This window comes from Photobacterium nomapromontoriensis (assembly GCF_050336815.1).
Classification (GTDB): Bacteria; Pseudomonadota; Gammaproteobacteria; order Enterobacterales; family Vibrionaceae; genus Photobacterium; species Photobacterium nomapromontoriensis.
Genome location: NZ_JAKJSL010000031.1, coordinates 70,609 through 93,665, shown reverse-complemented (window position 1 = coordinate 93,665; position 23,057 = coordinate 70,609). Strand labels below are relative to the sequence as shown.

Annotated in this window: 16 protein-coding genes; 3 read left to right on the top strand and 13 right to left on the bottom strand. The window is 45.2% G+C overall.

From position 1 onward, the window contains the following. Positions 1 to 56: 56 nt before the first annotated feature. From tssC to tagH, 10 genes are all read right to left on the bottom strand, one after another. Complete coding sequence (gene tssC, locus L4D12_RS13665) at positions 57 to 1,547, bottom strand: type VI secretion system contractile sheath large subunit (protein ID WP_428448404.1); 1,491 nt, start codon at positions 1,545 to 1,547, stop codon at positions 57 to 59. Then, entirely contained in the window at positions 1,544 to 2,056 is a 513-nt protein-coding gene (tssB, locus tag L4D12_RS13660) for a type VI secretion system contractile sheath small subunit (protein ID WP_428448403.1), read from the bottom strand. Before tssB ends, tssC begins: the two co-directional genes overlap by 4 nt. An 82-nt stretch (positions 2,057 to 2,138) precedes the next feature. Beyond that, the gene (tssA, locus tag L4D12_RS13655; protein ID WP_428448402.1) at positions 2,139 to 3,242 is read right to left on the bottom strand and encodes a type VI secretion system protein TssA; all 1,104 of its coding nucleotides are present in this window, start codon (positions 3,240 to 3,242) and stop codon (positions 2,139 to 2,141) included. Positions 3,243 to 3,291: 49 nt separating this feature from the next. Then, positions 3,292 to 4,086, bottom strand: a complete 795-nt coding sequence (locus L4D12_RS13650) for a Stp1/IreP family PP2C-type Ser/Thr phosphatase (protein WP_428448416.1) — start codon at positions 4,084 to 4,086, stop codon at positions 3,292 to 3,294. A gap of 14 nt (positions 4,087 to 4,100) precedes the next feature. Then, complete coding sequence (gene tagF / locus L4D12_RS13645) at positions 4,101 to 4,793, bottom strand: type VI secretion system-associated protein TagF (RefSeq protein WP_428448401.1); 693 nt, start codon at positions 4,791 to 4,793, stop codon at positions 4,101 to 4,103. Next, a complete protein-coding gene (gene tssM / locus L4D12_RS13640) occupies positions 4,775 to 8,329 on the bottom strand; it encodes a type VI secretion system membrane subunit TssM (protein WP_428448400.1) in 3,555 nt (1,184 codons plus the stop codon). Before tssM ends, tagF begins: the two co-directional genes overlap by 19 nt. A gap of 17 nt (positions 8,330 to 8,346) precedes the next feature. Continuing rightward, on the bottom strand, positions 8,347 to 9,654 hold the full coding sequence (gene tssL, locus L4D12_RS13635) for a type VI secretion system protein TssL, long form (RefSeq protein WP_428448399.1): 1,308 nt from the start codon (positions 9,652 to 9,654) through the stop codon (positions 8,347 to 8,349). Positions 9,655 to 9,684: 30 nt separating this feature from the next. Further along, the gene (gene tssK, locus L4D12_RS13630) at positions 9,685 to 11,013 is read right to left on the bottom strand and encodes a type VI secretion system baseplate subunit TssK (RefSeq protein WP_428448398.1); all 1,329 of its coding nucleotides are present in this window, start codon (positions 11,011 to 11,013) and stop codon (positions 9,685 to 9,687) included. A 31-nt stretch (positions 11,014 to 11,044) separates the two neighbouring features. Further along, complete coding sequence (tssJ, locus tag L4D12_RS13625) at positions 11,045 to 11,503, bottom strand: type VI secretion system lipoprotein TssJ (RefSeq protein WP_428448397.1); 459 nt, start codon at positions 11,501 to 11,503, stop codon at positions 11,045 to 11,047. Positions 11,504 to 11,510: 7 nt separating this feature from the next. After that, positions 11,511 to 13,013: a type VI secretion system-associated FHA domain protein TagH gene (gene tagH / locus L4D12_RS13620; protein WP_428448396.1), complete on the bottom strand. Its 1,503-nt coding sequence runs from the start codon at positions 13,011 to 13,013 to the stop codon at positions 11,511 to 11,513. Positions 13,014 to 13,374: 361 nt separating this feature from the next. On the opposite strand from tagH, the gene L4D12_RS13615 reads away from it, so the two are divergent. Next, on the top strand, positions 13,375 to 15,468 hold the full coding sequence (locus L4D12_RS13615) for a serine/threonine-protein kinase (RefSeq protein WP_428448395.1): 2,094 nt from the start codon (positions 13,375 to 13,377) through the stop codon (positions 15,466 to 15,468). A 78-nt stretch (positions 15,469 to 15,546) separates the two neighbouring features. Beyond that, positions 15,547 to 15,894 (top strand): hypothetical protein, encoded by a 348-nt coding sequence (locus L4D12_RS13610; protein ID WP_428448394.1) that lies wholly within the window; start codon positions 15,547 to 15,549, stop codon positions 15,892 to 15,894. 190 nt (positions 15,895 to 16,084) lie between these two features. Here the strand turns inward: L4D12_RS13610 and L4D12_RS13605 are convergent, their stop codons facing one another. Further along, the gene (locus L4D12_RS13605; RefSeq protein ID WP_428448393.1) at positions 16,085 to 17,650 is read right to left on the bottom strand and encodes a cytochrome-c peroxidase; all 1,566 of its coding nucleotides are present in this window, start codon (positions 17,648 to 17,650) and stop codon (positions 16,085 to 16,087) included. Positions 17,651 to 18,311: 661 nt separating this feature from the next. Between L4D12_RS13605 and L4D12_RS13600 the strand changes: the two genes are divergently transcribed. After that, positions 18,312 to 19,889 (top strand): alkaline phosphatase, encoded by a 1,578-nt coding sequence (locus tag L4D12_RS13600; RefSeq protein WP_428448392.1) that lies wholly within the window; start codon positions 18,312 to 18,314, stop codon positions 19,887 to 19,889. Positions 19,890 to 19,982: 93 nt separating this feature from the next. Here L4D12_RS13600 and L4D12_RS13595 read toward each other — a convergent pair whose 3' ends face one another. Further along, positions 19,983 to 21,554 (bottom strand): methyl-accepting chemotaxis protein, encoded by a 1,572-nt coding sequence (locus tag L4D12_RS13595; RefSeq protein WP_428448391.1) that lies wholly within the window; start codon positions 21,552 to 21,554, stop codon positions 19,983 to 19,985. 308 nt (positions 21,555 to 21,862) lie between these two features. After that, a complete protein-coding gene (locus tag L4D12_RS13590; protein ID WP_428448390.1) occupies positions 21,863 to 23,056 on the bottom strand; it encodes an acetate/propionate family kinase in 1,194 nt (397 codons plus the stop codon). Position 23,057 lies beyond the last annotated feature (1 nt).

The window sequence follows — 23,057 nt, the reverse complement described above, 5'->3', positions numbered from 1 at the left end:
GACATCCTGTCTAAAATAGAAAGCTGGCAACTCACCAGCTTTCTGTTTATTGCGTGTCAGCCAATTTCAGGGATCTTAGCAACCAATCGTAATGAAGTTGTCAGCTCTTCCATCTGCAACCATGGACGCAACCAAGCAATCGCATTGTAGGCTCCTGGCTGTCCTGGAATTTCCTTAACTTGTACCTTTGCTGCGGCGAGTGGGTATTTCGCACGAATTTCTTGCCCCCCACCTTCAGAGGCATTGACATAGGTTAAGATCCAACGGTTAAGCCAAGCTTCAACATCTTCGGCCTCCATAAAACTACCGATCTTATCTCGTGCCATCACTTTTAAGTAATGAGCAAAGCGTGATGTCGCCATGATGTAAGGTAAACGCGCCGAAATAGCGGCATTAGCCGTCGCATCGGGTGAGCTATAAACTTCAGGCTTTTGACACGTCTGAGCACCAAAAAAGACGGCATAATTCGTATTTTTGTAATGACATAGCGGTAAAAAGCCCAACTTACCTAATTCCGCTTCACGGCGATCGGTAATACCAATCTCGGTCGGACATTTCAGATCGGGATCGCCATCATCACTAACAAACATATGTGACGGTAAATTATCAACTCGCCCCCCACCTTCCGCGCCTCGAATCGCGGTACAGAAGCCATTTTGTGCAAACGCATCGGTCAGGCGAGAACCTAGAACATACGATGAGTTCATCCAGCAATAATTGTCATGCTCCACATTCTCAGCTAAGCCTGAAGCAGGATCGATATCAAACTCTTCATAACGGAACTCTTCAATTGGCGTCGTCGCTTCACCATAAGGTAAGCGAGCCAATACCCGAGGCATGGTCAACGTGACAAAGCGAGAGTCTGCACTTTCACGGAATGATCGCCATTTGGTATATTCAATCGATTCAAATAATTTTTCCAAATCGCGTGGTTTGCCTAATTCATCCCAGTGGTCAAAACCAAACAATGATGATGACGCCGCGGATAAGAACGGGGCAAAACCGGCTGCTGCCACATTTGACATCAAGCTCAATGTTTCAATATCTTCAGGATGGTTGGTAAACTCATAATCACCGATCAGTGCACCATATGGTTCACCACCCGGTGTACCAAATTCTTCTTCATACACTTTCTTAAACACTTGGCTTTGATCAAACTCAACCGCTTTGCTCAAATCTTTATGCAGCTCTTTTTTGCTCATGTTCAGCATGCGGATTTTTAACGTCTGACCCGTTGCAGATTCCATCACCAGGTGATGCATCCCTCGCCAACTGCCTTCGAGCTTCTGAAATTGCTCTTGGTGCATAATTTCAGCTAATTGCTGTGAGATAGCATTATCTAATGACGTTATCGCCTCTCTAAAGGTTACGGTCAGGTTCTTATTCCAAGTTACCGTCCCTTTTAATGCTTCTTCTGTTAGCGTACGTAATAGCTCTTCAGCGCGTGAACTTTCTGTCTGCTTCGTTGCACTGATTGCTTTTTCCAATAATGAGCCAGTGCCTTCAGAAACCGCCGCATCAAGATGCTCTAATTCTTGAGTATTCATTGCGTTGGCTCCTTCGTTCCTTGATTCAATTCATCCGATAACTTTTGTAGATCCGCAGTGTTATTCAATACTGTTTCTAATAAGTTCTCTAAATCTTCAGAACGATCAACTTTGGTCATCAAGTCACGAAGTTTATTCCGTGTTTCCATTAATTTACGCAGCGGCTCAACTTGATTAACAATCGCAGCAGGCTCAAAATCAGCCATTGATGAGAAAGTGAGATTAACATCCAATTGGGTATCATCAGCAGTAAGCTTATTATCAACCCGAAACTTTAACTTTGGATTCATTCGGTTAAGCACGTCATCAAAATTATCCCGATCTATCTGAATAAAACGACGATCCTTAATTGGCTTTAATGCATCGACATTCTGTCCAGCAAAGTCACCCATAACACCGACAACGAATGCTAACTCTTTTTTTAAGCTAGCCCCTTCAGTCTCAACATCATAGGTAATGTGTACCCTAGGCTTACGTACCCGTGATAATTTCCCGTGGATACTTCCCATTTGAATCTCCCTATTTATAACAACTAACTCTGATAATTCAGTCTTCTGACAGCGATATACTACAAACGCTATATTCGGTGAACTATGACTGTTGATTTTCCGGCACAATACCAACCAGACGGAAATATCCCTTTCTTGCATCACCATCTGAGATCAGCTCTTGGAGCAAATCAGGTAATGCCATATCACTCCAACGCACCACCTGATCAATGGCATAAGCCATTGGGGAATGCGGCTCTGTTTTCTTAAAGAAATCTGCAATAAGTCTCAGATTAGCGATCGCTTCTTGACGCGTATCAAGCTGCGCATTGATTCCAGACCTCGGTGATGATTCGCTTGGCGTAGATTCCGTACTGACCGCTGTCGACTCCTCTATCGGGGCAACAACTCTCAATTTATCCTCAGCTAAATACATCACCGCATTCAAGGTCGCTTGTAATCGCTTGGTAATTTGAGAACTCGGCAATGGATAACCGCATGCACGATCCATCAATTCAACCAAGTCACTATAAGATTGAATTGCATCCTGAATATCGTGCAGGAGCTGATGATAAAAACCGGCATCAGACGCCTTCACTGCCGCCTGAAGCTCTTGAAGATCAACCCCGCCCATATCGATACGTTGTTTCTTCTTATCCGCATCAAGGCGATCGATTTCTAATGCCTGCTCATACTCCCACAGCGAATAAGCCTGTTCGCCATGCAGCTCCGTTATCGGTATACAGGCAATGGGCATTAATAACGTCCCTTCACCTTCCACCCCGTTAAGCCCTACCAATGGTGAGATCCGCGTCTCTATCCCATCAGCATCAGGTAACGGATAGAGATCATCCCAAAAATGCTCGATCAAGATAGCCGCCGTTTTAAACCCAACGACAAGGCCATGAAAACCGTGGTTGCGAACCAAGGCTTCAATAAACCACGCGGTAAACTCCAGATCCTTACACTGTGTGGTTAATATTGAAGGGACCTGTTCAAGAATGTCGTGCCATTGATGAGAGAAATTGAACAGCGGCTCATTGTCCACTAACGCATGCCGCTCAGCGGCACGCGCAGTATTACGCACATCCTTTAATGAAAAGTACGCAGAATATGGCGACGTATCATTACGCGGGTCATCTCCAGTCGGATTATTATCCGCAATAGGGACTTTCAAGGCTTCAAAATCAATAACATCCGAATTCATACATGAGTTCCAATATCTAAAATAGCGCGCTTAATCTATGCAAAATCGACTAACGATTATTTCCTACAAAGATAGGAATCGTGTCGTCCTCACTGTGACTAACCGTATCTTCCACATCCATCTGCGCCGCTTTGACCAACACATAAGTGACATTATCTGTTGCGCCACGCACCAGCGCTGAATGCATCAGTGCCATCCCAGCATCTGTCACTTGCTGAGCCTGCAAACAATGAGCAATGTGGTTATCCGGTAACTCTTTGGTTAACCCGTCTGAGCACAATAAAAACTGATCACCCCATTCCAGTTGGCCAGAAACCTGATCAATCTCCACATCAAGGGCAACGCCCACCGCTCGGGTGATCACATTCGCCATGGGATGATGTTCTGCTTCACTGGCGGCAATGAGCCCCTGCTCGACCATGTCCATGACTTGGCTATGATCACGCGTTTTTTGTGCTAACTGCTGCTGACGTTGCATGTAAAGACGACTATCCCCTACCCATAAGCAGTGATATTCACCATTTTGGACAAATAGCAGTACTACTGTCGTACCGACGGTTTCTCCTTGAAAGTAGCGCTGAGAATAGTCATAAATTTGTCGATTTGCGTCTTGAATCGCACGTTCTAAATACCCGACACTCAATGAGGATTTCGGTAGGGCTTTGACATATTGGCGTACAATATCCACCAGCATTTGACTTGCCACATCACCTGCTTTATGCCCGCCCATACCATCAGCCACCACCCAAACACCTTCATGCGGGCAATCCAGACAGGCATCTTCGTTATAGGCTCTGACTTTCCCTGTGTGGCTCTGAGAATAAGAGAAAAAATGCCAGTTCATCGTATTTGTAAGCATTACCATCCCCACTGTTCCCAATTACCATCTAGCATGGCGGCAAACTGACTGATTAATGGCAAGCCATTAGTCACCAAGGTTGCGCCTTGCATTCGTTCGGACCCTGCCGTCCACCAGATACAATACCGTTCAAACTGTGACCGATAAGCATGGTGAAGCAAATGGCCTGATTGCAAGCGCTCTTCACTTCCTAATACCAGTTGATCACTCACTCCAGATTCGACCTTAACAAGAGGGATCGGTATCAGCGGATCCGTCAATAAATCCGTCTGCTGTAGTGTGTCTAGCCACTGACTTAAATCAATTTCATCATCCAACAAATTAAGCACCAGTTCCTCTGACACCTCACTCCATTGCCGAGACTGCCAATAAACCACAGGAACGTGATCCACCTCTGTCGCCAAGGTGAAGTAGTAATGTCGACCGACGTTATCAATGCTTGGCATTAATGTGCCGATCATGCCTTTTTCACCACAGACCCCTGGAGATAACGCAAAATGCCAGACCGGGCTAGTGAGGTAACACTCCAGCCACTGCTCTCCCAACTGCTCACGGCTAACCGCCAGTACAGCCTGTAACCACTCATTCCAAGCATCGAGGAAATCAAGTGGCAGGTGATCCTGAATAAAATCACCACGCACTGGTACCTTACCGAAATATCCTAGCCGTGCAGCTACAGGGTCGTTGGACATGAAAATCTCTCTATCTCGTTCAACCAAAAAGGATGCACAACACTATTAGGCAACAGCTGCAACGATGCTCGGTTCCCTTTCAATTCAATCTTGACAATTTTGTCTTTCAGTGTTTGGGTCCGATGTCGTGCCGCTTCATCAAGCAAGCGGAACAGACCCCAACTACCACTGTATGTTTTAGTGATCGAATGCCCGGATTGCGGAGGTGTAAAGACCAAGCGCACGGGTGCAGTCTGACTGCGATCAGGCCAGGTGAAAGACGATACGCGTGGAGGCCCATGCCGGTAAGTCATCGCCTGACGGCCAAACTCAAACCTGAAGTTACTGATGTGCTGATCTAAAAATACCGTTTTCAACCCAAATTCAACATACGGTGTCTTACTACCCGGCTCAAAAAATGCGTCTCGAATACGCTGTGCCTGCTCAAACAAACGTAAAGATTCTGCACTGACACCGATATTTTTGGTAAAGCGCCAATGGGTCTTCGACGTATCAACAAACGGCTCAAGGTAAGTATCAAAGAAGTTATCCAAGATGCCGTCATAGCCAAAGAAGCGACCAAAATCTTTTAGCTTAACGTCCTTTTTGGAGCGACTGTTAAACGGATATTTTCCTTCAATTGAGGCGTGGAATTCACTCACCACGGTATCTTGCCAGATGGTATTGAGATGAACTTTTGATCCTTGCTTTGCCAGCTTGGTGGTCTGTACTTTAAGCCCGCCGAGCCATTGATTAAACGGAACCGGCATCGCATCTTTCGCCCGCGTTAAGCTTGTCTCTAAGCTGGCTTGGCTATCGCCCCCCAACAGACTCTTATAAGCCACCCGGTCGTTATCACCCGTCGAACTCAATTTAGCCAAGTAGTTGTGTAATAAAATCAATGACTCATGGAGCGAGTTCAGCTCAACTTCGCCAACAGCCAAAATATCGGAAAACTCTGTCTCGATGATCTTACCCGGCAACGCCACATCGACAGACGGCATCTCCGACGGCAAATACCGGGTAATTCTGGATTTTTTATGCTCCAAAGCAACACCTGCCGCGTGGCTTGCCACTTCACCAGCCACTTTGGCTTCTTCACTAATAGGCAAATTTGTCAATCGCAGCTGCTTTTGGAAACTGAGAATCAAGCTTTGCAATGGTTTTTCAGAACCCGAAAGGACTTTGATCTGATATAAGCCGTCTTCAGCATTGTGATAAGGCATGAGCTGTATATCACCCAGCAGCTGAGTCCAGTGATAAATATAATCACGGTAATATTTATCACTAACAGCAGCATTCACTTCCTTCATCGAGCTTTCACCCAGCTGCAACTTATCACCATAAACCCAGCTATCCTCCGTCAAGCGCTTAACAATGCGTTGATTCTCTAACTGGAAGACGCTGTGAAAACCGGTGTAGGTATATAAGCCCGGGATCCCCTCACTCAATAATTTGCCACTTGCCCGCTCAAAGACAGTCTGGCTTTGTGAACCTAAAACATCACTTAATCGGAAGTCAGGAACGTGGCTATCCGTAAATTCAATTTTCAGGCGCTGATAGGCCCGCTCAGCCAATGGCATCTGGGTTAATACACTGCGAGCAAGCTCAATCGCATCATCATCTTGCTGTACACCGATTAACCCTGACTTTAATAAGTTCATGGTGTGAGCTGTCAATGACTGACGTAATGGTTCATTGATTTCCCCCGGGTAGGCCCGTTCAAAATGCAACGCAAACCAACCCAACACCTGTGATTCTTCATAATGACTACTATCAAATAGCATCAGATACGTTTTCAATGTTTCATACAGATATTCCAGATAAACGCTGTTTTCTTTCATATCCTGTTTAAGCGCATTGGCTAAATAAGGCGCGAGAAAACCTTGCAAGCCACGTTCGTACGCGGCAGAGGCCGGCTGACCAATTTTATCGCCCTGGTAAAGCCCTGCCCGCTTAAGCGTATCTGACTCCAGCATTTTTCCGCTATACCCTGCGGGTAAGTCTTTCAGTAAATCAAGTGCATGGGCTAAGGTGATCACATCGGTTTCAGCCGTTAATTCCGGTGCAACCACTTGCTGGTATTGTTCTACTGCAGCAGCGGCCTCATCAACCAATGACTTATTCCAGTGATAGCTGGTGAACCACAACGACCCCATGACCGCCACTAACACCGCACAAGCCCCTAACACGCCCCGCCGTAACCACAGGTTTTGCTTTTGATGATGACGATTAACGGTACCAATATATTGCTCAGGAAAAATCACATCCTCAAACAGACGCTTAATAAAGAAGCCTTTGCTCTCACCGCCTGGTTGCTGTAATGGCACCGGACCTAATCCTAGCCCCCCTGCCATTTCCGTCATCACGCGATCAATCGGCACCCCTTCTTGGGTAGCACTCGCAATATAGACACCACGCAACATCGGAACTTCTTCAAACGTATTCGGTGAAAAAATCTCTTTAAGAAAATCATCCGCTGCCGACTGAATTAACCGCAACTGTTTCGGAAATTCATAAATTAATGTCCGCTTGTCGATATCACGGGTCTGCTGCATCCGCTCGTTCATGCGGCTGAGCAGGCGCTCCAATAAGTGATGAAATTCCTTATTAAACATCCCGACCACGCCACGTTCAGGATCATCGGCTTGCTCAGGGAACGTGATCCCCCACACCTGCTCACGCTGCTCAGGGTTAAGATCGGCGAAATATTCGCTAAAACCCGCAACAAGATCAGCTTTAGTCATGATGACGTAGACAGGGAAATGCATACCAAGCTGATTTTTCAACTCTTGGATACGGTGCTTTATCGCCCGCGCATGCAGATTTCTTTCAGTACGAGTCTGAGTAAGTAAGCTGGCCAGACTAACGGTAATGATCGCGCCGTTAATGGGCCGACGAGTACGGTGTTTTTTGAGTAACCCGAGAAAGCCGAACCACGCTTTAGCATCTTGTTCCCGATTACTGTCTTGAGTGGTATAACGCCCGGCAGTATCAATCAATACGGCTTGGTTGGTGAACCACCAATCACAATGACGCGTACCACCCACCCCAGCCAGTGGGTCATCGCCCAGTTTGTCTTTAAGGGGAAACTCCAGCCCTGAATTATGCAGTGCGGTGGTTTTGCCCGTCCCTGGGGGACCAATCAAGATATACCACGGCAATTGATAGACACTTTTCCCACGCGTTAAGCTTGATCCATTCAGTACCGTGAGTGCTTGTACAATTCGAGAGCGTAATGTTTCAATTTCACGTTGCGTCGCCTCATCGGATAATGACGCTTCATCATTACCATCCAGCAGTTTTTTTACCGCTTTTTCATTTTGTTGCTTGTTCCTCGCCTGATGGCCGATATTGATCCCGCCCCATAGCAAAGCAAGAACCAACATAACCACGAGTCGAGAGACTTGGCTAGCTAATGGTTCCGCACCAGCAATCGCAATTAACGGACCACCAAACCAGATCAATAATGAAATAGCGAACAACCCGAGCAAAGACACCACCCATCTCGAACAGAGCACGGTACCGATGCGGCTAACAAATCCTTTCTTGAACATGCCTTGTGCCTAATCCCTTATTTTACAATGAGTAAATCAATTTCAACCCGACGATTTCTCGCCCGATTTTCATCACTATCATTTGCATTACGCGGTTTGGACTCACCTAATCCTTCTGGCCATAGGCGTCCATGCAAATCTGTTCCCATCGCCATGGTGTTTGCCACCGCAGTCGCACGCGCTAACGAAAGATGCCAGTTTGAGGGGTATTTACTGGTAAAAATTGGATGATCATCGGTATGACCGGTGATTAATATTCGTCCATCAGTGGATTCTAATGCGCGAGAGATTTTAGACAGAATGGGCACTACCGCCTCCTGAACCTCCGCGCTCCCCGATGAGAATAGCTCGCTTGACTGAAGGATAATTCGCACCCGATCCGGAAGATCCACCAATTCAATACTGCCCATTGCCACTTCACTCTGTAGCAGCTGCTGCAAGCGTAACGAGGTAGGGGCGACTGATACTTGCTGGTGTTGAGCTTGCGGCTCCCACCGAGCAATGCCATTGATCTGGTTAAACACTTTGTTCGAGTACTCATTAATGTGATAACTAAATGCCATATAAACAGCCAATACCATCACCGATAACACTGACATCATCACCCATAGAGGAACCTCATTCCGCGGTTCAACACCGTGCAACACGCCGTTCTGCCATTCAGGCGAAAGGCCTTGCTCAGGCTCTCCGACGAGACTAATGAGTGCCTGGTGTACTTGCTCTCGGTAGCTTTCAAGCTTGTCCATTCCCCGCTCCATCACGCGCATCTTGCCGACAAAACCCAGTGATAGACAGAGAGATTGCAGTTCTAATAGATGCTGGTTTGAACGAGGATCTGCGAGGGCAGAATCGAGCAGGGTATAGAAATATTCACCACCAAATGTCTCGCTATGAAAGGTCGACAACAGACTCTCTGTTGACCACAGTGACTGGCCGCCCCACACTGTATTGAGTACTGTCTCATCGATAAATGAACATAAGCAATATCTCGCGGCTTCAATTTTGTCACCACTGACCGATTGCGCTCGAAGGCGGGTTTCAAATTCACGCACTTTATCGATACAACTTTGCTGTAAAAACGCGACATCACGATGATGCGTGGTACTACGGATCTGCCCAACCATAGACAGTAAATAGCCCGCTTCTTCTATCAGCGGGTTTGGCCCCAATGGCGGTAACCGAAGCTGATTACTTCCACTACTGCCCTTCCCCAGTACCAGCGTTTGATCCGCTGACTTCGAAGGTGGGGATTTAGCGGCTCGCTTATCCTCTTCTACTTTGCCACGCACACCGGGGCGGGGTTTTACTAGCGTTGCCTCAGACATAGCCATCAATCCTTGATTTACACATCATTGCTATTGATTAATTACCCACAACTGCATATCCAAATCTGGGTATTTTCCCGAAAGGTGCAAAGCAATACCGCCACTGGCACTTAACCGACGCCAATAGTCATTGGTTTTATCGAGTTGGAAATAATGATACCCCGCATGATAGGGGATCTGCCGAGGTGCAACGGGTAGCGCTGTTGTCGCAATACCCGGCAACTGGTTATTCACCAAATCACGAATATGTTCAACAGGCCCTATTTTCACCTGTGCCGGGAAACGACGACGTAATTCATCAGGGTGAAGATCTGCTTTCACGGCAAGCACGAACGTAGAACGCTCAAGTAAGGCTTTATCGGCGACAGCAGCCACTCGAATCCCAAATTTCGTCGCTTCGATCGGTAATTGGATCGCCGTCTGCTCAAGTACAGCACTCATGAATTGATTTAAGACGATCATTATCTTGCCAAACACCTGCGTTAAATCATCATGCAGATAGACGGGTAGCTCTGGTGGACGCTTCTTATCGGTAGAGAAGGTAGCCAGTTCACCTGCCATTGAAAATAACTGTCGGCATAAGTATTCAGGGTGCAGGCCTTCCGTCATATCAAGGTGACACAGTAAGGGCTCATAACGGTTAAGCAACTGCAGCATCAGAAAATCAGCGATGGAACTTGCAGTGCCCTGCCCTTGGCTTAAACGCCCCGCAATGGTATCGCCTCGTAGCTTAATCATGCCCCGCAGTTCAGTGATAAAGCGCTTTATCACCGGGTTTTTCTGTGTATTGAGGCAAGGGGGGATATACTTCTCATCAAGAATAACCCGCCCTTCTTCCGTGACTTCACGCACTCGCGCGACTGGCAAGGTAATGTAACCAGACAAACTGTCGCTAGCGAGCTTTAGCTCGACCGCTAATTGAGACAATTGCAAGACTTCTGTTGCCTCAGTACCGATAGCCGAATCAGCCACTTCGTGATCATCAAACCGGTAACGGGTTATTTGTGGACTATCCTGAGTACTGATATTTACCGAACCCGCTTTTTCAACCGGAATAGCCATATATACCAATTGCTCACGGACGCTTTTATCAAGCTGCAGTGATTGGGGTAATCGTTCTCGTTTAGGGCTCACCACCGCGCTCCCATCTGGCATAATGGCGCTGACCCGCGCGATCCCAACCTGACCGTGCTTTAATAACGCATCATCTAACTGCAGCTCATTGATCCCCCAAAGGTAAGGGGATATATGACTGACAACTTGGGTCAGTTCATATAATTGAAAACGTTCTTGCTGCTGAAAATGCTGAGGACGTAAAAACATCCCCTCACACCAGGCAACCCGACTAAAATCACTCATGCTATTTTTTCCCAGACTGCGACATCACTCATTAAGGATGACGAACAAATACAGCTAACTCACCAATAACGAGGTCGTAGGTTTTATAAGCCGTCGTATCGATTTCAACCACTTCGCGCCAGCGGGCATTTTCAATATCCTGATAGGCCACTAACACACCGGCATAACGAACACCCGGCGCTAAATTCAATTCATGTTGATGTTGCGATCCTGGCAAGAATTCAAATTCACTTTTCTCAATTAAATCTGGCCCCAATACTTGCTGTGGATCATCGTAGAGGGCGAAAAAATCCTGACTGTCAAATAATGTTCTTGATGACAATGAAAACACCTTCACAACAACAGGTGAAGCCCGTCCATTTAAATCGGGATTAACATCTTGCGATATTTCAAAATTTAAACTGGTATATGCTGGCACAAGATAATTAGCAACTGTACAACCGCTAATAAGGATTAAAAATCCCAACAGCGTAAATATACGTAATATCATTTTGATGTTACCCCTTAGTTTTATTTGCTTTCAAATGAGCCTCATAGGCTTTAACAAAATCATCAAGATAAAATGAGTTACTTGCATTTTGTAAGTCTTCATTTAATCGCTGATACATGGCTTCATAGTTTGCCCAATTTTGAGCTTTTGAACGGGCAGGATTTAATTTCCCCCAAAATGCCTGATCCTGTGTTTTGGCAGCAATAGATTCTGGAGAAAGCAACTTCATCATGCCATTAACCGTCCCATCAACCCCAGCTAAAAGCGCTTGCTCATGGCTGTCTATATCGGAGAATGCCTCTTTAATCGCACGATCTGACGGTAAAAAACTGGTGCTTTTACGATTGAATAAATTATGAATAGCATCTTCAAGGGAAGCAGAAAATTTTAACGGATTGTTCTCTTGCCGCTTAAAGAGCGTCTGATTTAATCGGTTGCTCTGCTTAAACTCGGTGCGGTGATGCAACGAATCCATCAATCCGGTCATCAAGTATTGCATTGATGTTCCAAGCTCAAACCACCACTGTTCATCATTCTCTGACGGAACCATATTGTGGCTAATACCCAACCCCTGAATAAAAGCCGCCATTGCCTGTGCAGAACCCGTCGAGTGCAATACGGGGGGGGGCGTGGCGGGCTGACCGAGTACATAATCTTCAGCGCGAACCTCATCTCTCAGCTTATGAACATCCTCACGAGAATGAGCCTTATCGGTAAACACGGCCGCAGAGCGGGGTTCAGCCACGGGAGATATAGCTGGCTTAGACGCTGGTGTTGGATCGGGTTTTGGTGGTGTAACTTGTGGGGTAGGAGGCGGAATGGTCGGTTCACTGAGTATATTCACACTCCAATCTTCTGGTATCGCCAACGTGTCTTGGTCTTCATCAGTGTCTGAATTCTGCTTTGAAGGAGCAATAAAGCTATCTTCAATATTTCCAGTAAATACGGGAGATGAAGCTTGCGTGGCCGGTGTTGCTGATGGCGGAATTATCGCTACCGGCTCAATGTTTTGAGCCGCTGGTGCCGTTGCCATTGGGTTTAGCTGAGTGGTCGATATACCAAAGTCCCACTCTTCCGGTACGGTTTGGTTATCTTGATTATCGAAATCAAAATGCCCAATCGGATCACGATTATTTTCTGCTGGCTTATCAAACCCAGAAAACACATCATTTTCGAGCGAACTTAGAGAGACTTCTACCTCATAATCACCAAAAGAAAGAAAATCACCGTCGCGCAATGTGTGTGAATTATCTTTTCCTAATGGCGTTACCGAGCGGTTAATAAACACCCCGTTTGTCGACACATCGGTAATAGTAAAACTACGTGATTCACAGTCAATTCGAGCATGCGTGCCTGATATTACCCTTTCATGATCGGGTAAACACCAGTCACATTGCTGAGATCGGCCAATAGAATAGCTTTGCAATTTATCATTCATCAAAAATGATTTTTTTACTTCTAAATCAGACGTAAAGCGGTGATAACTCACAACTGAAAGCGTCAATTCCATAACCAATATCATCCATATTTAACTATTTTTGCGATCAGGGATACATATAAGAAAAGCCCTTATTAACAAATGTGCTAATAAAGAATGCTTTGCCTTCATAACTAATAAATATACTGAACATACGCGTATTATGAAGGAATCATGATATTAAAAACCTCCTGTTAAAATATCAACATAGCAACTCCACCCCCATTAAATTATTCAACTCACCTCATAAAAAAATATTGTATTAATTGCATGCAACGAAGATAAGTTTGTGATCGACCGCAATCTCATTCTCTTGCTCTAGGTTACATTCCAAATTCTTGGTATTTAGAACGCTGTCATAGCAATGTCATGGAAAGTTGGAGTTAAAATCGGAATGGACGACCCAAAACACAATCAACCAAAGCAGTCATCTACAGACATATCAAAACCGGCCAGCCCACAAGATATTGACCTTGAATCATCAGATAAAACACTGCTCAAATTACCGACAGATCACACAGAGCCGCATCAAGGTGATACTGAGCCCAGTCAAGTTGATCATGAATCAGACTCTGAGAGTAATAGCATTGAAGGTGAAATCATTCAGGGCCGTTATAATATTGAATCCCTGATTGGCCATGGCGGAATGTGTGATGTCTACCGAGCAACCGATCTATTGCTTCAATCTGCGGGAGTCAGTTCACCGACGGTGGCACTTAAACTGCTACAAAAAGAATTTCTCAACCAGCATGATGCAGCTAAGACCCTGATCCGTGAGGCACAAAAAACCCAGCAACTCAGCCACCCCAATATTATTCGGGTGTATGACGTTGGAGTTGAAAAAAATGCCCATTATCTAGTCATGGAATACATTGACGGCGAAACGCTTGAAGAAGTCATTCAACGATCCCGCCCACGCGGCCTAAACTTCAATCAGGCAATGAACATTCTCAACCAAGTCATTTCCGCCTTGACCTATGCGCATGAGCAAGGCGTGGTTCATGCTGATCTCAAACCTAGCAATATTATGCTTACCCGTCAGGGAGAGATTAAGATCTTTGATTTTGGTGTTTCCCGCGCACTTAGGCTCAATGTTGACTACTATTCCGCAGACCTTCAGGATGAAACCAACGCACTAAGCGGGTATACCCCGACCTATGCATCCCCCAGCTTGTTGCAAGGGGAAAAACCAGAAATTAAAGACGATATCTTTGCTTTTAGCTGCATTGCCTATGAACTATTAACCAGCCATCACCCATATCAGCGTAAGCCTGCTGATAAGGCCGAAAAAGAAAACATGTCGGCCACCAAGCCGAAGCACCTGACCGCGCAGCAATGGCGAACACTACGCAGCGGACTGCAATTTCAAGCAGCCAAGCGAATCGCCAATTTCCCTGAATTTACCCAGCGGCTTCATAAACGCAGCTGGCCGCTTGTCACATCATTGACTGCTGCGTGCTGCCTTGCTGGTGCTGTTGGATATGGTTTCTGGCTGAAGAATAATGAACACACCCAGTTACTCGATCAACTGGCTCGTATCGAGCAACGTTTATCAGCCGAGCAACAACTCGCTAAACTCCCCGCATCGGAATTAGTCACAGCCATTGCGTCGCTACCGGAGCAAAAAGCCTTACTCAAAAATGGCCTGCTCCGTTACCAACAGCCCCAGATCCTAGCAATGTATGAGCAGCGCATTAATGCCATACTCAATAATCGAGACAACCGTTACCCAGATTACTATGCAGTAGAACAGCAGCTCCTTGCCGCGCAGGCTTTTTATCCTGACTCGCAGCAATTGGCATCCATATCGGAAAGTATTACCCATAGCTGGCAATCAACAATTGATATGCTGCAAGATCGGTTAAACAGCCTTCTCGAAAAAGGCTTATATTTCCCACAGGACAACGGGGATGACATTGACGTCTTACTCAATGACTTACGGTTATTGAATACCCAGTATGTTTTCACCCCAAGTCAAAAGGCACAAGAGGCTTTTACGACTGCTCTCAATAGTGCTACGGAAACCCTGGATTTAGCGTTAATTAAACACTTGTTGCTGATAGGTAAGACATTCTTCTCGGGTAATGATAGCCAACGTGCATTACTGGCTTCTGCAACCGAAATGCAATCATCAATTCAACAGATGACAAACTACCAAACCATAACGAAACAAGGTAAATCAGCCCCCTTCCCCTACAAAGCGGCAGTGTTGTTCTACAACAACCAGTTTAGCGAATTTGAGGCCACGCTTAAGAAAGTCACGACCTTTAGCGGGCTTCAGCAGCTCAATAAGAACGTGACGTCACTGGCTCAGTCCGTGCCGGGTGATTTTTCACCTCTGGTTCAGATCAGGCTGTCGATGGCGATCCGCTATTTGAAGTTTTCCGATGAATTTTTACAGGTGCGTAAAAAACGCTCTTCCAGCGCAGCCATGAAAGAAGCCAATTTACTATTCGCACAGATAGAAGACGCGAAGAAAACCTATTAACCGCATTCATTAGCAAAAACGAAGCTGGCCCACCTACCGGGCCAGCAATACAGTACGAACGGTAAGGAACATTTGAGTGTGAACATTGAACACGCATTTTCTAATGCCAAATTTAACCAGACATTGCTGGTTAGTCCGGTAGGTTTGTGCTTTGTCATCACCCCGGCCAATCGCCCACTAGAAGGTGACTCGAGCCTTGCTAAGGCACAATTCAAAAATCGATACTGGGCCAAGCACCTGTTGCGCTCGCATTCAAACCGCTGGGGCTACCGGTTTGATCTGCTCAAACTGTATCACCAACTTCACCCGACGCCGTTACAACATCATAAAACGCGCGATGAGATGATAGAGGAAGTCAGCCAGCGCATCGCCCATGGTGAGTTATTGGTCTATAACGTCCATAATTTCATTTTACCCCTTGCCTGATGCAGATGTACCAATGGCCAGCCCTGTTACAGGTATGGTGGCTAGACATTATCGATAACGGCACTAATTTGCTTTAGCGTAATCACTATGGCTCATCAACTTAAACAACAATTGTAAAAACGCCGATGGCTAGAATGCCATCGGCGTTTAGGGTTCTAAATAGCGAGAACTTTCACGTCAATATACTGAATTATCGACGATGCCTTTCACGTGGTTGAGGTGAATGAACCCCTGACTCACTATGCGACTGAGGCTCTAAACGGCGTTCATCAAGCGGCTGCAACTGGTATGGTTGTGGAACCTCAACATGAGACTCGTCACTGAGTGTTTTGAGGTAAGCAACAATAGCCGCTTCATCATCTTGGTTTAACCTTAAATTACCGACAGGGAATCCAGGGATATTTTGGTCGATCTCCGGCTCTGGCCAGCAATTCGCAGCAATAGCTTCAGCAGAGGTTAATGTATTATCAATGCAGCGCGTTTTACCAAAGAAACAAGCCGCAGATACTGCCATCTTCTGTGCTGGCGTGCTGGCATTATCACAGGCGGTAATTTGTGCCGGTGTTACAGGTACAGAGGATGTATTATAGAAATGCACCAAATCCTCTAGAGACTTAAACCAACCATTATGGGTATAAGCTTTTACGAAGCTGGCATGGGGCCGTTTATCAACATTACGCAGCGTCGGCACTTTATGCTCCCCTCGATGAGTCTCTACCGATGTCATCGCAAATAACCCAACATCTGGTTCAGGGTTATTGGGAATATCATGATTACGGGGAACACCTATATTAAAGTATTCATCGTTGGTGTATCGCTCAAATTCACCGACCCCTTGATCATTACCACTTTGGTGACAGAAAAAACAACGAGCTCCAGCCGCTGGCACGCCCACTCCGTAAAACAGATCATGGCCGTGATTTTCCTCATCAGTAAAGTCATCCAAAGGAAATGCACCATCTGTGTCATTCTTTAGCGCAATATCCCGCTTTGAATCAAAACGGTTATTGTCACTCGACATCTGCCAAGCAGATAAAGCCAACGCAAAGCGGGCGAAAACCTTATCGATATGCTGCTCACGACAACGCAACGATGTTCCAAAGGCATATTTGTACAGTTGCTGACCCCATAGCTGTTTCTTTACCTGCTCACAGACTGATATTTTCGTTGGTTTAGCTTGCTCAAGCGGATTAATAAAAGGGCTGGCATGGGCCTGATCAGCCAGTGGACCTAAGTACTTACGGTACATGGTCTCGTATTTACTTCTCAGCTCACCAAACAAGTCTATCTTGTGAAATTTTTCGATAAGATCACCTTCTGCTCTACCATTCCAGAAAGCCCCTCCGCAGGGTGCTGGCCCACCAAATGTAGGACAGTTAGGATCAAAGTTTGTCAGCCCCTCAATACCACCAGCACCATTATGAAACTGAGCATATTGATTTGTGGGTGGCTTTAATGCCCCCACAAGTACACCGTCTGATCCGGTAACAGCAACGTCAACTAAATTAGTATCAGAGTCCCCGTTCGTTCCCCCCGTTGATGCCGTATGGCAGGTTGAGCATGACATATTATTATTTAGAGAAATATTCTCAAAAAATAAACGTTTCCCCATTTCTTCCAAATAAGATAATTCGCTATCATTGGCCTGAACGCCATAGGAAAAAAAGATAGCACTTGATATTAAACCAAGCGATGAAACATACTTTGACACTCTCGGTTTTGCTCTTAATGAGACAATTCTGAATACGTTATCCATCAATAACTCCTGATTTTATATATGCGCGTTGAACAACACTGAAACTCATCATTCCTAAACGACATAACTATCAACCTAGTAAAACTATTTATGTTATTATCCTACAGCCCAACAATATAAGTTGTTGATTGATCACCTATAACTATCAATATATCTTCACACGATCACTGAAAATAAAACACCCATATTAAAAGTAGTAGGAATTACTATTAAATTGCTCTCATTAATAGTAATTCCTAAAACACGTTCAAATTCACAAATACCAATTAAAACAAAACGTAATATTACTGAGATTTAGTTTAGTATTAAGATTTAATTATCACTATCATTCTTATCAATTTCATTCCAATACGATTACTAACTATAAGAATTCAATATTAAATCTTATATTTACAAATACTGTAACAGTATTCATACATATAGAAACACCATAACTATCTCAGGAAAATGACGCTGCAATTGGCATGCTTATAAAGCATATTTACAACTAAAAGAGATGCACTTGCCACTCATGATGAAGAAAGTCTTTTGATATAATTGAGGATAACGTTTACCGACCGCAATTGGCTTATCCGGATTCATATTTAATACTTATAACTGTAATGAAATATTCATAACGTGTTGATTAACTGATGCCGAACTTATATATCAGGATGATCAAATGAAACACATTATTAGACCTCTCATTCTTGTGGCAGCAACGACTACGATTTCCTTTTCTGCATTATCGGCAGAAATCAAAAATGTCATCCTAATGATCGGTGATGGCATGGGACCGCAGCAAGTCGGTTTATTAGAAACCTACGCCAACAATGCGCCGCACTCAATCTACAATGGTGAGTCCACCGCTTTATATAAACTCGCCAAAGAGGGCGTCATCGGTTCATCATTAACTCACCCAGAAGACGCAATAGTGGTAGATTCCGCATGTTCAGCGACCATGCTTGCCACAGGCATATACACGGCGTCTGAAGTCATTGGGATCAATTCAGACGGTGATCCTGTTGAAACCGTACTGGAAAAAGCAAAAAACATGGGTAAAGCGACAGGCTTAGTCTCTGATACTCGCCTGACTCATGCTACACCAGCCGCATTCGCCGCTCATCAGCCACACCGCTCTTTAGAGAATGACATCGCATCTGATATGCTGGAAACGGGTGTTGATGTCATGCTCTCTGGTGGTCTACGTCATTGGATCCCTAAATCCACCAACGATAAATTGGGGGGATATAACGAACTCATGGCATTGACACGAGGTGATGTGGAACTAAAGTCTAAACGTAACGATGAACGTAATCTCATAACAGAAGCACAGCGTAACGGTTATTCACTGGCATTCAATCGAGACATGCTAGAGCAAGCACAGGGTAACAAGTTATTGGGCCTATTTTCCGATTCCGGCATGCATGATGGTATTGTTTATAGCAATACTAAAAACTCGCCGGATCGAACACAACCAACATTAAAAGAGATGACAGAAAAAGCGCTCGCGTTGCTTTCAAGAGATGAAGACGGTTTCTTTTTAATGGTAGAAGGTGGTCAAATTGACTGGGCTGGGCATAGTAACGACGCGGGCACCATGCTACATGAAATGATCAAGTTTGATGAAGCGATAGGATCTGTCTACGAATGGGCCAAAGATCGTGATGATACCCTCATCATTGTCACGGCAGATCACGAGACAGGCTCTTTTGGCTTTAGCTATTCCTCAAATAATTTGCCTAAACCAGAACGCCGCTTAGGTGAAGCCTTTAAAAATCGCGACTACGCGCCCAATTTTAACTTTGGGAGGTTTGCGATCTTAGACGGGCTCTATAACCAAAAGATGAGTTATGGGTCGATGTTTGGTGCGTTCGATAAGCTTGATAAAAAACAGCAATCACCAAAAAGTCTTGCTGAGATCGTCAACGCAAATAGCGATTTCCCTATAACAATCGCGCAGGCGACTAACATATTAGCGACCAAACCGAATCCACATCATCATGACAAACATAAATACCTATCCGTTGACGATGTACCAACAATCAATGATTTTGATGCCTTCTTTCCATACAATGATCGTGGAAATCTGTTAGCTCGGGAACATGCAACAGGCCAAAATACGGTTTGGGGTACAGGCACTCACACACATACCCCTGTCAATGTTTTTGCTTGGGGACCACTCAACCAGATAGTCCCAGTATCAAAAATTATGCATCATTCAGAACTGGGTGAGTACATAAAAAGCATGGTGAAATAAAAAAACGGCCCTGAGCTGAACTCAGGGCCGTTTCAATTTTGCAGTAAGATCATCGACGGTAACCGTCAAAAAAGCAATTGATTTACCGTGAGATCAATCTTTTTGGAACTGCGCAATTAAGCGTTGAAGATCACCAAGTTTACCCACGAGTTCACCCGTCCGACCCACAGAAGCATCACTCAGTTCATGATTCGATATTGATAACTGCTGAATGGCAACAACATTGTTATTTATTTCTTCGGTTACACTCGCTTGTTGATCAACCGCAGCCGCTATCTGATGGCTAGTACTCGTTACATCACCAAGCATTGTATTAACACGATCCAACACGTCACCTGTACCTATCGCATTGTCTCTACAAGTATCAGACAATTTAGTACCTAGATCCATCGCTGTCACAGCTTGACTTGCCGTACTTTGAAGGTGAGCGATCATGCTCTGGATTTCTTCTGTCGATGCCTGTGTTTTAGAGGCTAGCGATCGCACTTCATCCGCAACCACGGCAAAACCACGACCAGACTCACCCGCTCGTGCTGCCTCAATCGCCGCATTAAGAGCCAGTAAATTCGTTTGATCTGCAATGCTGCCAATAACTTCAAGGATCGTTCCAATTTGCTGACTGCTTACTGACAAGTCATTAATGATAGTCTTTGCTTCTTCGAGTGCCTTGTGAAGTTCAGCGACTGAATCTATTGTTGTCTCAACATTTATTGAACCTTGACCAGCTAATTGATTAACCTGTTCAACCAGCAATGATGCTTCCGTCGCATTGTCTGCAACGTCTCGAATCGAGTGGGCCATTTCAGTCATAGCGGTAGCAACAGAGTCGGTCTCCATACCCTGTTGAGCTAAGTTGGTTTTCATCTGCTCTAGGCTAGAGAGTTCATGTTGAGCACTAACATGAATATCTGTTGATGTTTCAGTCGCTCGACCAACAATCGCTCGAATCTCAGCTTTACGTTTATGCAACGCTAACTCGATTACTGAGTATTCGTCATAACGTCCTATATAAACCAACTCCATTAGCGGGTTATCATAAGCGCCTGATGCCACTTTTATGACCTCTTTTAAACGACGACGATGAAATAAACCGTTAATTGCCATTCCTAACATGGCTAGCAATGACACCGATCCACACAGTACGGGTGATGCACCTGCAATGACGGCTACCGAACTCGCTATCGTAATACCAGCGGCTATATTCCGTCCCCAGCTGAAACTGAATCTTGGAAATTTTAGTTTGGTTGGCGTTTTACCTTGACGCAATTGACCATAATAATGTTCTGCTCGCTTGATCCACTCTCGTTTAGGTTTACTACGCACCGACTGATACTCAATAACATGACCAGCGGCATCAGTAATTGGCGTGATAAAACCAGAAACCCAATAAAAACCACCTTCTTTACGGGCATTTTTTACCAATCCCATCCAGCTTCGTCCAGACTGAATGGTTTGCCACATTTGCTTAAATGCCGCCTTAGGCATCTCTGGGTGACGTACTACATTATGAGGTTTGCCTAGTAACTCAGATTCTTGATAGCCAGCAATATCACAAAAAACAGTATTTGCATAAGTCACAATACTGGAAGGATCAGTAGTCGAAATCAGATTAACATCATCGGAAAATTCTTTTTCGTTGCTAGATTGAGCGTTTGTTATATTCATAGCAATTGAGTTCTATCGTTCCTATTCAAGCCAATACTCAGCATCCTCAACGGATATCAATAATGAAAATATTGGATGTTAAGTAAGGCGTAGATTTACAGACATAGTGGCTCTACGTTAAAAATCTGCAATGCAGAATAAAACTCGCCCTTTGGGTGTGATAACTTCACGCCCATAAAAAACGGCCCTGAGTATACACTAAGGGCCGCTTTACGTTTCGTCATTATCCAATGGTATTCCAAGTAGGAATCAACCAAGCTTTTAGCCTGCCTGGTTAAGCCCGCCTTCAGCTGGCGGGGCTAAATCAATTAGGCGTGTAGTAGCGCCATTGATTCTTTTGCGATAACCCACTCTTCGTTGGTTGGGATCACCATTGCAACAGGGGTATTTGGCTTGGTAATGATACCACGGTTACCAAAACGTGCTGCGGCATTGGCTGCTTCATCTTCACTGTAACCAAAAATCTTCAGTGATTTCAGAATTTGGCTACGGATTGGCATTGAGTTCTCACCAATACCACCGGTGAAAATGATGCCATCTAGTTCATCCAGTGCCACCATGTAAGAGCCGATGTATTTCGCTACACGGTACGTAAAGATTTCAAACGCCAGTGTTGCTCCTACATGGCCTTCTTCCATCGCTTCGATAATACCGCGACAGTCGCTGGTCAAGCCAGACACACCCAGGAAGCCTGAGTTTGAATTTAGTTCTTTAAAGACTTGTTCCTGTGACCAGCCTTTTTTCAGCAAGAACTCAATGATACTTGGATCCAAGTCACCACAACGGGTACCCATCATTAGGCCTGACAGCGGTGTAAAGCCCATGCTGGTATCAACACTCTGGCCGTCTTTAATCGCACAGACTGATGCACCATTGCCAAGGTGAACAGAAATAAAGCTGCACTTCTCGATAGGCTTATTGATCATTTTAGCGGCTTCACGGCTTACGAAATAGTGGCTGGTACCGTGGAAACCGTAACGACGAATACCGTAGTCTTCGTATAGCTTGCTAGAGATAGCGCCAGTGTATGCCTTCGCTGGCATGGTCTGGTGGAATGCAGTGTCAAATACAGCGTACTGAGACAACGATGGGAAAGCGAGCATCGCTGCGCGCATGCCAATCACATGTGCTGGATTGTGCAGCGGAGCCAGGTCTCTCAGTTGGTCGATTTCGTTCAGTACGTTTTCATCAATTTTTACGGTCTTAGTGAACTTCTCACCGCCGTGTACGACACGGTGGCCAACAGCAACGATATCTTGCTTGATGCCTAGTTCTTCTAGCAGGGCAACAATACGGTCAACAGCTTGTTGGTGGTGGTTTTCCACGCCTTCAAGTTTGCATTCCTGCTTCTCACCATTGATCTTCCAGCTGACAACAGCATCAGGTAGACCAAAACATTCACCCAAACCGCTCAGCGTCGCTTCACCGCTTACTGTATCGATTAGTGCAAACTTCAATGAAGAACTGCCAGAGTTGATTACAAGTACTAGAGAGTTGCTCATG

What these genes read in the sequence shown, in the direction of transcription:
- tssC (WP_428448404.1), bottom strand. Translation starts at nt 1,547, where the DNA reads ATGAATACTCAAGAATTAGAGCATCTTGATGCGGCGGTTTCTGAAGGC.
- tssB (WP_428448403.1), bottom strand. Translation starts at nt 2,056, where the DNA reads ATGGGAAGTATCCACGGGAAATTATCACGGGTACGTAAGCCTAGGGTA.
- tssA (WP_428448402.1), bottom strand. Translation starts at nt 3,242, where the DNA reads ATGAATTCGGATGTTATTGATTTTGAAGCCTTGAAAGTCCCTATTGCG.
- L4D12_RS13650 (WP_428448416.1), bottom strand. Translation starts at nt 4,086, where the DNA reads ATGAACTGGCATTTTTTCTCTTATTCTCAGAGCCACACAGGGAAAGTC.
- tagF (WP_428448401.1), bottom strand. Translation starts at nt 4,793, where the DNA reads ATGTCCAACGACCCTGTAGCTGCACGGCTAGGATATTTCGGTAAGGTA.
- tssM (WP_428448400.1), bottom strand. Translation starts at nt 8,329, where the DNA reads ATGTTCAAGAAAGGATTTGTTAGCCGCATCGGTACCGTGCTCTGTTCG.
- tssL (WP_428448399.1), bottom strand. Translation starts at nt 9,654, where the DNA reads ATGTCTGAGGCAACGCTAGTAAAACCCCGCCCCGGTGTGCGTGGCAAA.
- tssK (WP_428448398.1), bottom strand. Translation starts at nt 11,013, where the DNA reads ATGAGTGATTTTAGTCGGGTTGCCTGGTGTGAGGGGATGTTTTTACGT.
- tssJ (WP_428448397.1), bottom strand. Translation starts at nt 11,503, where the DNA reads ATGATATTACGTATATTTACGCTGTTGGGATTTTTAATCCTTATTAGC.
- tagH (WP_428448396.1), bottom strand. Translation starts at nt 13,013, where the DNA reads ATGGAATTGACGCTTTCAGTTGTGAGTTATCACCGCTTTACGTCTGAT.
- L4D12_RS13615 (WP_428448395.1), top strand. Translation starts at nt 13,375, where the DNA reads ATGGACGACCCAAAACACAATCAACCAAAGCAGTCATCTACAGACATA.
- L4D12_RS13605 (WP_428448393.1), bottom strand. Translation starts at nt 17,650, where the DNA reads ATGGATAACGTATTCAGAATTGTCTCATTAAGAGCAAAACCGAGAGTG.
- L4D12_RS13600 (WP_428448392.1), top strand. Translation starts at nt 18,312, where the DNA reads ATGAAACACATTATTAGACCTCTCATTCTTGTGGCAGCAACGACTACG.
- L4D12_RS13595 (WP_428448391.1), bottom strand. Translation starts at nt 21,554, where the DNA reads ATGAATATAACAAACGCTCAATCTAGCAACGAAAAAGAATTTTCCGAT.
- L4D12_RS13590 (WP_428448390.1), bottom strand. Translation starts at nt 23,056, where the DNA reads ATGAGCAACTCTCTAGTACTTGTAATCAACTCTGGCAGTTCTTCATTG.